Consider the following 13,660-nt stretch of genomic DNA (forward strand, 5'->3'; position numbering starts at 1 on the left):
TTTGCTCCGACCTGCCCCCAGCGCCCCTGAGCCATTCTAGTTGCGGTGGCTCGCGATCAGAGAGGGCGCTAACGCCTCCGGGCCAGCCTTGGTATGCTCGGGGTAGGCGGCGTCGCCGCCTCGAGTCCCCGAGCCCGGAACCCCGTCGATGCGTCACTTTACCCTCAAGCAGCTGCGCTACTTCGTCGTCGCCGGCGACCTCTCCAGCGTCACCCAGGCGGCCAAGCGGCTGCATGTCTCCCAGCCCTCCATCTCCGCGGCCATCCAGCAGATCGAGGAGACCACCGGCCTGCAACTCTTCGTGCGCCACCATGCCCAGGGGCTCTCCCTGACCCCCTCCGGCAAGCAACTGCTGGTGCGCGCCAAGCAACTGTTGCGCGACGCCGAGGGGCTGGAGCGCTTCGCCGTCTCCCTGGGCGAGGAGATCGGCGGCGAACTGCGCCTGGTGGCCTTTCCCACCTTCGCGCCGGTCTTCCTGCCCCAGTTGCTACGCCGCTATGCCGACCGCTACCCGGCGGTGAGCCTGCAGTGCGACGAGATGAACCAGGCGGATATCGTCGCCGGCCTCGGCAAGGGGGACTACGAGCTAGCCTTTACCTACGACCTCCAGGTCCCGGAGAGCGTCGCCTTCACGCCCCTCTACCGCTTTCCTCCCTATGCGGTGGTCAGCGTCGACCATCCCCTGGCCGACCGCGACAGCGTGCGCCTCGCCGAGCTGGTGGAGTACCCGATGGTAATCCTCGACTGGCCGCTGAGCCGCGACTACTTCCTGTCGATCTTCTCCCACCAGGGGCTCTCGCCGACGGTGGCCCACCGCGCCAAGTCGATGGACATGATCCGCGGCCTGGTGGCCAAGGGCTTCGGCTTCGCGCTGTTCAATACGCCCCTGACCACCCTGGACGCCTTCGATGGCGGACGCCTTAAGGCGCTGACCCTGAGCGACGAGGCGCCGCCGCTCTCCATGGGCATCGCCTGCCTGCGCGGGCTGCGCCTGAGCCCCGCCGCCGAGGCGATGCATCGGCTGGCCTGCGACGCCGACTCCCTGTCGCCGACCCTGGAGCGGCTCGCGCACGCCTTTGCCCAGGTTCCCGAACGACTGATCGATTCGAGCGAGCGCGACTGAGCCGCCGCGCGCGGCAGTGGCAATTTCGCGCTCGCCTGGCCAAGCTGCAAGAGTCGAGCGGGCGGTGCCCGATCGGCGACCCCGTTCATCACAGAGGAAGTGTTCCATGGCGTCTTCGCGCGATTCGTGGCAAGGGTCCATGGCCGTTGGCCTTGTGGCCTGCGGGACCCTGCTGGGCGCCGCCGCCCTGGCGGCCGACGATCTCCCCGACGCGGCGGCCTCCGACCCGCGGACCCTGGGCTGGATGCAGGGCTTCCCGCCGCCGCCGGAGCGGATCATCGGCCAGCCGGATACCGACTACTTCGGCTTTCCCAAGCTGCGCTGGACGGTCTGCCACTTTCGCGAACTGCTGCCGACCCGGCGCGTCAGCCGCGGCCTGGGGGCGCCGATTCCCCTGGTGACGGACCTCGATCCGGGGATCGATGCCGTGACCTTTACGCCCCTAGGCGGCGGCGAACCGATGACCTGGGAGGCGGCGCTCGAGGTCAACTACACCGATGGCCTGGTGATACTCCATCGCGGTCGGCTGGTCTACGAGCACTATGCCGGTTGCCTGGACGAGACGGGGGTGCATGGCGCCATGTCGGTGACCAAGTCGCTGACCGGGCTGCTGGCGGAGATCCTGGTGGCGGAGGGCGCCCTCGACGAGGATGCCCGGGTAGGCGAGCTGCTGCCGGAGCTTGCCGAGAGCGGCTTCGGCGATGCCACGGTGCGTCAGGTGATGGAGATGACCACGGGGCTCGCCTTCAGCGAGGATTATGCCGACCCCGAGGCGGAAATCTGGGCCTACAATGCCGCCGCCAGTCCCTTGCCCAAACCCGCCGACTACCAGGGGCCGCGTACCTATTACGAGTTCCTGGCCACGGTGCGCCCCGAGGGGGCCCATGGCGAGGCCTTCGGCTATCGCACCATCAATACCGACGCCCTGGGCTGGATCATCGCCCGCACCACGGGGCAGTCGGTCAGCGACCTGCTCTCCGAGCGGATCTGGCAGCGGCTCGGCGCCGAGCAGTCCGCCTACTTCACGGTGGACTCCATCGGCACGCCCTTCGCCGGGGGCGGGCTGAGCGCGGGGCTGCGGGACCTGGCCCGGGTCGGTCAACTGGTCCTCGACGAGGGCGAGTTCCAGGGCCAGCGCCTCTTTCCCGCCGAGGCGGTGCAGCGCATTCGTCGAGGCGGAGACCCGGCCGCCTTCGCCCGGGCCGGGTATGCCAATCTGCCGGGTGGCAGCTATCGCGGCATGTGGTGGCTGTTGCACAACGCCCATGGCGCCTTCGCCGCCCGGGGCGTGCATGGTCAAACGATCTATATCGATCCCACCGCCGAGATGGTGATCGTGCGCTTCGCCTCCCATCCGGTGGCCGCCAACGCCGCCAATGATTCCACTTCCCTGCCCGCCTATCAGGCGGTGGCCGAGTACCTGATGGGGCGCGACTAGCCCCACTCGTGGCCCGCCGCTGCCCGGGCTTGCCCGGGCATTTTCCCGCGGCCCCGGCCACACTGGAAGTACCGCCTCGCCTCGGGGCGCTGCTTCGGCGGCAATATCGGCGCCGCCGAGGATTATTCGTCCCCTAATCGCCCCTCTGCCTCTCTGGCCAGCGGATGGCCGCTCCGGCAGTTCTGGCCCACCGCTGCATAAGAAAAACTGACTCAGCGCTTAGCATAATAATATTTTAGTAAAGCAATGCCCGGGGCTATCGTGAACTCACCAGTCGTGATTCGCGCCTTCCGAGGCCCCCAAGTACAACCCCCGACAACTGGAGTGATTCCGATGGCGGCACACGATCTTTCCTACTGGCGTGACCTGCGCACTCGGCTGAGCCTGCCCGGCGGTGCCTTTATCGACGGCCAGCGCCGGGACGCGGCGGATGGCGCCACCCTGACCACCTGGAACCCGGCCACCGGCGAGGCGATCACCGAGGTCGCCGCCTGTGGTGAGGCGGAGGTCGAGGCGGCAGTGGCCGCGGCCCGGGCGAGCTTCGAGGCGGGTACCTGGTCCCGGGCCGCCCCGGCCCATCGCAAGGCGGTGCTGCAACGCCTGGCGGCGCTGATGATGGAGCACCAGGACGAGCTGGCGCTGCTCGAGACCCTGGACACCGGCAAGCCGATCAGCGATGCCCACGGCATCGATATCCCCGGCGCCGCCGGCTGCTTCGCCTGGTACGCCGAGGCCACCGACAAGCTGTATGGCGAGGTGGCGCCCACCGACGGCGACAACCTGGCCACCATCACCCGCGAGGCGCTCGGCGTGGTGGCGGCGGTGATTCCCTGGAACTTCCCGCTGGATATCACCGCCTGGAAGCTGGCCCCGGCCCTGGCCGCCGGCAACAGCGTGATCCTCAAGCCGGCGGAGCAGTCGCCGCTGACCGGGCTGCGCCTGGCCGAGCTGGCCAAGCAGGCGGGCCTGCCCGACGGCGTCTTCAACGTGCTGCCCGGGCACGGCCATATTACCGGCCAGGCACTGGGCCTGCATGGGGACGTGGATTGCCTGACCTTCACCGGCTCCACCGCCACCGGCAAGCGCTTCCTCGACTATGCCGCCCGCTCGAACATGAAGCAGGTGTGGCTGGAGTGTGGTGGCAAGAGCCCCAACCTGATCTTCGCCGACTGCGATGTGGAGGCCGCCGCCGCCGCCGCGGTGCAGGGCATCTACTTCAATCAGGGCGAGGTGTGCTCCGCCAACTCGCGGATCCTGGTGCAGCGCGAGATCAAGGAGGCCTTCGTCGCCCACTTCGTCGCGGCGGCCGCCAAGCTCAAGGTGGGCGATCCCCTCGACCCGCAGACCAACGTCGGCTCGCTGATCGATAACGATCACGCCCAACGGGTACGCGGCTTTATCCGCCTGGGGGTGGAGGAGGGTGCGAACCTGGCCCTGGGCGAGGCGCCGGCGGCGGATGCCGAGGGGGCCTTCGTCTCACCGACCCTCTTCGAGGGAGTGACGCCGCAGATGACCATCGCCCGGGAGGAGATCTTCGGCCCGGTGGCGGCGCTGATCGAGTTCGCCGACGAGGACGAGGCGGTGGCCATCGCCAACGACTCCATCTACGGCCTGGCCGCCTCGGTGTGGACCGAGAACCTGTCCCGGGCCCACCGGGTCTCGCGGCGCCTGCGCGCCGGTACCGTCTCGGTCAACACCGTGGATGCGATCGATTTCAGCACGCCCTTCGGCGGCTACAAGCAGTCCGGCTTCGGCCGCGACCTCTCGCTGCATGCGCTGGACAAGTTTACGCAGTTGAAGACCACCTGGGTGCGGCTCTAACGGCCTGCCCCGGTAAGGCAACGAGGCAAGGGCGCGCCGTGCACCCGGCGGCGCGCCCCACTATTACAACGACTACAAAATGAGGGTATTCCCGATGCAAGAGACACCGACAACCCTTGCCGCCGCGCCCGGCGCGGCCGCCAACAAACCCCGCGCCGCCCTGGGCATGAAGGCGCTGCTCGCCGTGGCGGTGGGCCTGGTGGTCTCCCAGGGCGTGATGGTGATCATGCTCCAGGGCGTGGGCATCGCCGGCGCCGCTTATATCGTGCCCCTGGCCATCGCCTGGGTGCTGGCGCTCTGCTATGCCGCCTCCTTCTCGGAGCTGTCGCTGATGATTCCCCGGGCCGGCAGCCTGAGTACCTACACCGAGGTGGCCCTCGGCCACTTCCCGGCGATCCTCGCGGTCTTCTCCGGCTATGTGGTGGTGGCGATGTTTGCCCTCTCCGCGGAGCTGTTGCTGGTCGACTACCTGCTGGGGGTGCTCTATCCCGGCCTGGGTGGTGGCCTGTGGATCGCCTTCGGGCTGCTCGGCCTCTTCACGCTGCTCAATCTGATGGGCATCGACGTCTTCGCCAAGCTGCAGAATGTGCTGGCCTTCGTGATGGTGGTGGCCCTGACCCTGCTTGGCGTCAGCGCCCTGAGCGGCGGCTTCGCGCCCCATGAGATTCCCGCGGGGCAGATCTTCGGCGAGTTCAACCTAGGCGACGGCGCCCTGACCCTGATCGCCCTGGCCATCTGGGGCTATGTGGGGGTGGAGTTCGTCTGCCCGCTGGTGGGTGAGAGCCGCAACCCCGAGCGCAATATTCCGCGTGCCATGTTTATCGGCCTGACGATGATCTTCGGCGTCTTCCTGCTCTACTGCCTGGGCGCGCTCTTCTACATTCCCCGCGAGACCCTGGTCAATGCCGAGCTGCCCCACCTCGAGTATGCCACCGCGGCCTTCGGCGGCTCCGGCACCTTCCTGCTCGCCGTGGCGGCGGTCACCGCCACCTGCAGCACCCTCAATACCTCGCTCGCCTCGGTGCCGCGGATGCTGCAGGGCATGGCCGAGCAGGGCCAGGTCTTCCCGATCCTCGGCCGGCTGACGCCGACCAGCCGGGTGCCCTGGGTGGCGGTGCTGTTCGTCGCCGGTGTCACCGGCCTGCCGCTGCTGATCTGGGGTGACGATGCCGGCACCGTGGGCCTGCTGCTGGTGGCCGCCGCCATCGCCTGGCTGCTCGCCTACATCATCGCCCACATCAATGTGATCGCCCTGCGTCGCCGCTATCCCGACGCCAAGCGCCCCTTCCGCACGCCGTTCTATCCGCTGCCCCAGCTGATCGGGATCGCCGGCATGGTCTATGCCATCGTCTACGCCTCGCCGGCCCCCGAACTGACCACCTGGATCTTCACCAGCGCCGGGGTGGTGCTGGGCATCGTCAGCCTGGTGGCCATCGTCTGGATCAAGGGCGTAATGAAGAAGCCGCTGTTCCGCCCCGAGCCCCTGGACCAGCTGATGGCCGGTAACGCCGGCGACAAACGCAACGACTGATCACGCGAGGCGGCGTCGGGTCACCGATCCGGCGCCTAGCCTCAACGAACTACCGCACGACTCGAACGAACAGGAGTGACCCATGAACAGCCTCAACCCCAAGGTGACCGCCGTCGACGCCGCCGAGAAGCAGAAAGTCTGGGAAGCCGATCGCGATCACTTCATGCACCCCTGGACCGACTTCTCCACCTTCAAGGAGAGCGGCTCCATGGTCTTCACCGGCGCCGACGGCGTCTCCATCCAGGACGCCGACGGCAAGCGCTACCTGGACGGCATCGGTGGCCTGTGGTGCGTCAATATCGGCTACGGCCGCAAGGAGATCGCCGAGGCGGTGGCGGAGCAGATCTGCGCCATTCCCTACTTCTCCACCTTCGGCCATCACACCACGCCGCCGGCGGCCAAGCTCGCCGCCAAGCTGGCCGAGCTGGCCCCGGGAGACCTCAACCACGTCTTCTACGGTTGCGGCGGTTCGGTGGCCAACGACACCGCGGTGCGCCTGATCCACTTCTACTTCAACCAGCTCGGCAAGCCGACCAAGAAGCAGATCATCTCGCGGATCGACGGCTACCACGGCAGCACCTACATGGCCATGTCGATCACCGGGGTCAAGTTCGACCATATCGGCTTCGATATCGACGAACAGCTGGTGCACCACATCTCCTGCCCCAATCCCTATCGCCGCGACCCGGGGCTCAGCGAGGAGGAGTTCTGCCGCCAGAAGGTCCAGGAGCTGGAGGACAAGATCCTCGAGATCGGCCCGGATAACGTGGCGGCCTTCTTCGCCGAGCCGATCATGGGCGCCGGCGGAGTGATCGTGCCGCCCAAGGGCTACCACAAGGCGACCCTCGAGGTATGCCGCAAGTACGACGTCCTCTATGTCTCCGATGAGGTGGTGACCGCCTTCGGCCGGCTCGGGCATATGTTCGCCTCCGAGGACGAGTTCGAGATCGTTCCCGATATCATCACCTGCGCCAAGGGCCTCACCTCCGGCTACCTGCCGCTGGGTGCGACCATCTTCTCCGACCGCATCTATGAGGTGGTTAGCAAGCCCCAGGCCGAGGGCGCCATCTTCACCCACGGCTTCACCTACTCCGGCCATCCGGTGAGCTGTGCCGCGGCGCTGAAGAACATCGAGATCATCGAGCGCGAGGGCATCTGCGAGCATGTGAAGGAGGTCGGCGCCTACTTCGAGGCGCGCATTCGCGAGCTCGGCGAGCTCGACCTGGTGGGTGACGTGCGTGGCCGCAAGTTTATGATCTGCCTGGAGAACGTGGCGAATAAAGAGACCAAGGAGCTGATCGACCCGGCGGCCAAGGTGGGCAATCGCATCGCCGACGCCTGCCAGAAGCGCGGCCTTATCGTGCGCCCGCTCGCCCATATGAACATCCTCTCGCCGACCCTGATCCTGACCCGCGAGGACGTCGACTTCGTCGCCGAGACCCTCAGGGAGAGCATCGTCGAGGTCACCGAAGGCCTGCGCGCCGAGGGCTACCTGGCCCGCTGATGTCGGCCACCCGCCACGCTCGAGGCGGGTGGCAAGAGCCGCTGTGCTAACACCCGTTTAACAATTCTCGTCGAGCGACTAGCGACGATGGGCCGGTGCGCCATGCACCGGCCCTGGGGTTGCCTTGTCTCGAATTCCCGAACAAGGCGTTCCGCTAACAACCTATCGGGGGGATCTATGGAATCCTGGACACTTATCGGCTTCTTCGTGGCTTCCGGCGTGACGCTGGCCATCGCCGTTCTCGCCCTGGTGCTGGATACACGTCGGTCAGCGAAACGGAAGGGAGGCAAGCATGCTTAATTGGACGCTACTCCTGGTATCCGCTTCGGCCATGTTCTTCCTATCATGGCTCTCCATGCGGGCCTCGGGAGACAAGGATGAATCGGGCTTCCTGGTGGCCAATAACTCTCTGGGCCCCTTCGTGGCCGCCGCCACTATCATCGCCACCGGCTATAGTGGTTTCGTCTTCATGGGGGCGCCCGGCGTCGCCTATCAATACGGCTCCTTCGAGCTCTACTCCAACGTCTTCTATACCCCGGCCTTCCTGGTCGCCACGGTGTTCTTCGCCGGCTTCCTGCGCCGCAAGGCACAGCGCATGGGGAGTCGCACCATCTCCGAGTACATCGCCAATAGCCACTCGGACGGGGCGGCAGGACGCTGGTTGCGGGCGATTTCCGCCATCATCATCGTGCTGCTGCTGAGCGTCTTCCTGGTCTCCCAGATCCGCGCCATCGGCCTCTTGATGTCGGGCTGGCTCGGGGTCTCGTCCAATACGGCGGCGCTCTTCGTGACCCTGCTGGTGATCGGCTACACCATCTTCGGCGGCCTGCGGGCCGTGGCCTGGACCGATACGGTGATGATCATCGGCATGGTGGGGGCTTCCTGTGCGATCGCCTATGTGGTCTTCGTCCAGGTGGGGGGCGGCGATTTGATCGCGAGTCTGCATAGCATTGATCCCGAGCTCGCCAATCCCTCGACGGGAGCCCCCTACGGCGACAGCACCCTGTCCTCCTTCCTGGTATTGCCCTATGCCTTTATGTGGGCTGCGGTGCTGCCCTATATGTCGGTACGCTTCCTGGCCATCAAGAAGGATGTCAGCATGGCTAGGGTAGGGATCTGGGTAGCGATCTTCGGCCTGCTGCTCAACTTTACCCCCCTGGCCGGCCTCTATGCGCGAGCCTATTTCCCGGATCTCGGTACCCCCGACCTGGCGATGCCGACCTTTATCCAGGACGCCTTTGGACCGGTCATGGCCAGCGTGATCACGCTGTTTATCCTCTTCGCTATGAAGTCCACCGCTAACTCATTGATGCACACCATCTCCACGGCGATCTCCTATGACATTCGCCACGCCTTGGGGGTCAAGAGTGGCTTCTTCAGCCGCATGGGTTTCAACCGCCTAATGGTGATCGCAGTGGGAGTGATGGCCTTCTTCGCCATGGCCTATCTTCCCCCGGTGATGGTGCTGTGGCTGGGTGTGCTGGGCAATGGCACCCTGATGGCTTCGCTGTTCGGGGTGTCGCTATGCTCCACCTTCTGGCAGGGCAATAGCGCCGGCGCCTTGGCCTCCATCGTCACTGGCTTCGCCACCAGTGCCTTCGTGCTGCTGGGTACCGACTGGGGCTGGGTTCAGGGGCCACTGCTTGGCTGCGTCGTCTCGGCGGTGACCTACGTTTCCGTCAGTCTCCTGACCCGTGAGCCGGCCGGGAAGGTGGCGACGGAGTCCCCCTTGGGTTGATATCGACTGCCACCCGCCGGGCTCGGCGGGTGGCTCGTCGAAGATTCCGTATTTCCTGGCACAACAACAAGGTAATCAAGGAGAGAACTGATGGCCACGGGTCTGGTGTTCGATGAAAGCTACTTCTGGTATGACAGCCTCAATCAACCCTTTCCTCCCTTCCTGGTGCAGCCCGGCGCCAACTATGACCGACCGGAGATCAAGCGTCGTTTCTATAACTTGCTGCAGCAATCGGGGCTAGCCGAACAATTGGTTAGCATCAAACCGCGCAGGGCCACGGATGACGAGATTCTTCGTGTGCATACTGGCGAATACCTGGACGCCCTCAAGGCGCAGGATAAGGGGGTGGCGGCGGTCGCCGGACCCGGAGCGGTCTTCGCCGCCGGAGGGCTCGATATCGCTTTGCTGGCGGCCGGTGGAGCGATGACGGCGGTGGAGCGGGTGATGGCGGAGGAGGTCGATAATGCCTTCGCCTTCGTCAGGCCACCCGGGCATCATGCGGAGAGCCACCGTGGTGCCGGTTTCTGCGTGCTGAACAATGTCGCCCTGGCGGCACGCCATGCTCAACGGCTCGGCTGTGAGCGGGTCGCCATCGTCGATTGGGACGTGCACCACGGCAATGGTGCCCAGGAGATCTTCTGGAATGATGCCGACGTCCTGACGATCTCTATTCATCAGGACTACTACTTCCTAGAGGAGAATACGGGGACTGGCGATCACCGCGGGGGAGGGAAGGGCTTCGGCAGGAATATCAATGTACCACTGCCTCCGGGGGGCGGAAACCGGGTCTATCAGGAGGTCTTCGAGCGGGTCGTGATGCCCGCGCTCAGGCGCTTTAACCCCGACTTTATCATTGTCGCCTCGGGCTTGGATGCCGGCTGCTACGACCCCCTGGCGCGTATGGCCATGACACCCCGTGGCTTCAAATATCTTGCCAAGGGTATCCGACGCGCCGCCGAGCAACTGTGCAACGGGCGCCTGGTGCTGTGCCAGGAAGGCGGCTATGACTTGGCATCGACCCCTTATATGGGGCTTGCGGTGATCGAAGGAATATCGGGGATTGAATCGGGAAGCGATAACGCCTTCGAAAGCTTTGGCTCGACCATTGCCTATACCGATGAGGTGCTGCCTCATCAGGAGGCGGTGATCGCCCTGGCCGAAGCCCATGCCGGTGACGTCTTGACTGAGCAAGGGAGTGAACAATAATGAAAATATTCGAGACACTAACATCGAAAAATATCCTGATGCCCTTTGCGGCGATCTATGGCATTGGGTTGGCACCACTGCTCGTCTTGCCCTATTTATTTAGTGCCTATATCACCAGCTTTTCCATCTCGGAGTCCGCGGCGGGGCTGCTGGTCACCTACAACCTCACGGCGATGTGTCTGGCGGCCTTCGCGGTCGCTCCCGTGGTACATCGGCTACCCAGGCGGCCCTTGGTGCTCTTGGGCACGGCGCTGGCCGTGCTGGGAAATATCGGGGTGGTGATGGTGAACGATAGCGCCTCGGTGATTTTACCCCTACTGCTCTCGGGGATTGGCTATGGTGTCGTGCTGGCGGTCGGCAATGCGGTGGTGGCCGGCTATGAGGATCCCGAGAAGACCTTCGATCGTGTCGTCCTGCTGGGCACGGTGCTGTTTATCGCCCTCTTGGTGTTGACGCCACAATTCGCTAGCCGCTTTGCCCTCGATGGGGTCATGCTGGTGTTGATCGCCCTGCACCTGCTCTGCCTCCCTTGGCTGATGGCGACGCCGGAGCAGCGAGACCTCGTCGGCGAAGGAGCGTCGGTACGCCCTCCCCAGGTAGGCAAGCGCTCCTATCTGTTTCTGCTGACCCCCTTGTCGCTGGCGGTGCTGGCGATGGTGCTCTTCTATTTTATCCGCGACACCATGATCTGGATGTATGCCGAGCGTATCGGGGTGCATCGCCTCGGTTTCGAGCCGGGCGCGCTAGGATTCATCTTTGGGGTGCATGGGGCCACTTCGCTGCTGGGTCCATTGTTGCTTATCTGGGCCGGCAAGCGATTCGGGCGCTCAGCGCTGTTGATATTCGGGATCCTCGCCTCCGGAGGGGTCACCCTGGCGGTCAGCCAGACTGATAGCCAATGGCTCTATGGTGGCCTTGTTATCGCCTGGTCGACGCTGCATTTCTTCACCTACAGCTGCCTGATGGGGGTAGGGAGTGTCGCCGACAAGCAAGGCCGCGTAGTGGCGGCCGCAGGAGGCGCGGTGATGGCAGCCAACGGCATCGCCCCGGTGGTGGCGGGCTACTCGGTGGAGTGGGGCGGCTATGCCGGTCTCGGTGCGGGGCTGGTCCTCTTCGTTGGCCTGACGCTCATCTCCGCCCTGTATGTCATCTATCGGGTGAGCAAGGTCGCTGAAGATGCGCAGGACGAAGCGTCGCCACAGGCTAGTGAGGCATAAGGCAGTGGCGCTGCAGCGGCCCGGGATATGGGCATCGACTGCGCATCGGGCGAGCGCCTGTCGGTAATATGACACCTGTAGGGAAGCCGGTCGGGCTGCTAGAATACGCCCCGACCTGGCTACCCTGACCCGAGGAGTCTTCGCCCTCCATGTCTCACCGCGATTTCAAGATTGCCCCCTCCATCCTCTCCGCCGACTTCGCCCGCCTGGGCGAGGAAGTGGACAACGTGCTGGCCGCTGGCGCCGATATCGTCCACTTCGACGTGATGGACAACCACTACGTGCCCAACCTGACCATCGGGCCCATGGTCTGCAAGGCACTGCGCAATCACGGCGTCACCGCGCCCATCGACGCCCACCTGATGGTCACGCCGGTGGACCGTCTGATTGGTGACTTTATCGAGGCCGGGGCCAGCTATATCACCTTCCACCCGGAAGCCTCCGAGCATATCGACCGCTCCCTGCAGTTGATCCGCGACGGTGGCTGCCGGTCGGGCCTGGTCTTCAACCCGGCCACGCCGCTCTCCTACCTCGACTATGTGATGGACAAGGTCGATATGATCCTGCTGATGAGCGTCAATCCGGGCTTCGGCGGGCAGTCCTTTATTCCCGGCACCCTCGACAAGCTGCGCGAGGCGCGCCGGCGTATCGATGCCTCCGGTTACGATATCCGCCTGGAGATCGATGGCGGGGTCAAGGTGGAGAACATCGCCGAGATCGCCCGGGCCGGCGCCGATACCTTCGTGGCGGGCTCCGCGGTCTTCAATGCCGGGCGCGGCGAGGACCCGCACCGCTACGACAGCGTGATCCAGGCCTTCCGCGACGAGCTGGCCCGGGCCTGAGGAATGACGGCCGAGCGGCGCTGGAGCCTCTACCTGCTGGAGACCGCCGGCGGCGCCCTCTATACCGGCATCACCACCGATGTGGCGCGGCGCCTGCAGCAGCACCGCACGGGGCGTGGCGCCAAGGCGCTGCGCGGCAAGGGGCCGCTGACCCTCAGGTACCAGCAACCGATGGCGAGCCATGGCGAGGCGCTGCGCCAGGAGGCCGCCCTGAAGCGGCTCTCGGCGTCGCAGAAGCGGGCCTGGCTGGCGCGGCGGCTCGATGGCGATGAGTCATAGCGACGAGCCCTGCTATGCTGCGAGGGTTTGTCGAACGAATCACTCTTCTTGAATGGAATGGAAAAAGGACGACCTATGGATGCCAATGGGGTAGTGACCTTCCTGCAGACCTCCGGGGCGAGCTTCGGAGTGAACCTGGTGGCGGCCATCGCCATCTTCCTGATTGGGCGCTGGGCGGCCAAGCTGCTGCACAAGCTGTCCACCAAGGCCATGGAGCGGGCCAAGGTGGAGCCGCTGCTGGTCAAGTTCCTGGGCAATATCCTCTATGCCCTGCTGCTGGTCTTCGTGGTGCTGGCGGCCATCAGCCGGGTGGGGATCCAGACCGCCTCGCTGATCGCCGTGCTGGGTGCCGCCGGCCTGGCGGTGGGCCTGGCCCTGCAGGGGTCGCTGGCCAACTTCGCCGCCGGGGTGATGGTGATCATCTTCCGCCCCTACAAGATCGGCGACTATGTCGAGGCCGGCGGCGTGGCGGGCATCGTCGATGACGTGCAGATCTTCACCACCGAGCTGAAGACCGCGGACAATCGCCGCATCATCGTGCCCAATGGCCAGATGATGAGCGGTGCCATCACCAACTACTCCAGCCATGACACCCGCCGGGTCGACCTGGTGGCCAGCGTCGGTTACGAGGCGGACTCGGATACCGTGCGCCGGGTGCTGGAGGAGGTGCTGGCCGCCGACGCGCGTATCCTGCCGACGCCGGCGCCCAATATCCGCATGAGCGCCATGGGCGAGTCGAGCATCGACTGGATCGTGCGCCCCTGGGTCAAGGCGGCGGACTACTGGGACGTCTACTGGGACCTGACCGAGCAGATCAAGCGGCGCTTCGACGCCGAAGGCATCAGCATCCCCTTCCCCCAGCGCGACGTGCATCTCTATCATCACGGGGCCGAGTCGGCACCGGCCGAGGCGATCCCCGCCAAGGTGGACTAGGCTATGTCCGAAAACTGGCTGAGCTCGG

The 13,660-nt window shown here is 65.3% G+C and carries 11 protein-coding genes; all 11 read left to right on the forward strand.

Features of this window, described 5'->3' with window-relative positions; all coding sequences use genetic code 11:
* The first annotated feature begins 148 nt into the window (after positions 1–148).
* Positions 149–1,123 (forward strand): LysR family transcriptional regulator, encoded by a 975-nt coding sequence (locus HPA02_RS16805; protein ID WP_146804357.1) that lies wholly within the window; start codon positions 149–151, stop codon positions 1,121–1,123.
* A gap of 139 nt (positions 1,124–1,262) precedes the next feature.
* A complete protein-coding gene (locus HPA02_RS16810; RefSeq protein ID WP_146804358.1) occupies positions 1,263–2,561 on the forward strand; it encodes a serine hydrolase domain-containing protein in 1,299 nt (432 codons plus the stop codon).
* Positions 2,562–2,894: 333 nt separating this feature from the next.
* On the forward strand, positions 2,895–4,382 hold the full coding sequence (locus tag HPA02_RS16815) for an aldehyde dehydrogenase (RefSeq protein WP_146804359.1): 1,488 nt from the start codon (positions 2,895–2,897) through the stop codon (positions 4,380–4,382).
* 94 nt (positions 4,383–4,476) lie between these two features.
* Positions 4,477–5,913 (forward strand): APC family permease, encoded by a 1,437-nt coding sequence (locus tag HPA02_RS16820; RefSeq protein WP_146804360.1) that lies wholly within the window; start codon positions 4,477–4,479, stop codon positions 5,911–5,913.
* A gap of 82 nt (positions 5,914–5,995) precedes the next feature.
* A complete protein-coding gene (locus HPA02_RS16825) occupies positions 5,996–7,417 on the forward strand; it encodes an aminotransferase (protein WP_146804361.1) in 1,422 nt (473 codons plus the stop codon).
* Positions 7,418–7,709: 292 nt separating this feature from the next.
* On the forward strand, positions 7,710–9,155 hold the full coding sequence (locus HPA02_RS16830) for a sodium:solute symporter family protein (protein ID WP_146804362.1): 1,446 nt from the start codon (positions 7,710–7,712) through the stop codon (positions 9,153–9,155).
* A gap of 90 nt (positions 9,156–9,245) precedes the next feature.
* A complete protein-coding gene (locus HPA02_RS16835; RefSeq protein WP_146804363.1) occupies positions 9,246–10,361 on the forward strand; it encodes a class II histone deacetylase in 1,116 nt (371 codons plus the stop codon).
* Positions 10,361–11,578: an MFS transporter gene (locus HPA02_RS16840; protein ID WP_146804364.1), complete on the forward strand. Its 1,218-nt coding sequence runs from the start codon at positions 10,361–10,363 to the stop codon at positions 11,576–11,578. Before HPA02_RS16835 ends, HPA02_RS16840 begins: the two co-directional genes overlap by 1 nt.
* 149 nt (positions 11,579–11,727) lie before the next feature.
* On the forward strand, positions 11,728–12,420 hold the full coding sequence (gene rpe / locus HPA02_RS16845; RefSeq protein WP_146804365.1) for a ribulose-phosphate 3-epimerase: 693 nt from the start codon (positions 11,728–11,730) through the stop codon (positions 12,418–12,420).
* Between the two features lie 3 nt (positions 12,421–12,423).
* Positions 12,424–12,699: a GIY-YIG nuclease family protein gene (locus HPA02_RS16850; RefSeq protein WP_146804366.1), complete on the forward strand. Its 276-nt coding sequence runs from the start codon at positions 12,424–12,426 to the stop codon at positions 12,697–12,699.
* Positions 12,700–12,774: 75 nt separating this feature from the next.
* Positions 12,775–13,632, forward strand: a complete 858-nt coding sequence (locus HPA02_RS16855; RefSeq protein ID WP_146804367.1) for a mechanosensitive ion channel family protein — start codon at positions 12,775–12,777, stop codon at positions 13,630–13,632.
* Positions 13,633–13,660: the final 28 nt, after the last annotated feature.

Origin of the sequence: Bisbaumannia pacifica, from assembly GCF_007989625.1 — a bacterium.
GTDB lineage: Bacteria > Pseudomonadota > Gammaproteobacteria > Pseudomonadales > Halomonadaceae > Bisbaumannia > Bisbaumannia pacifica.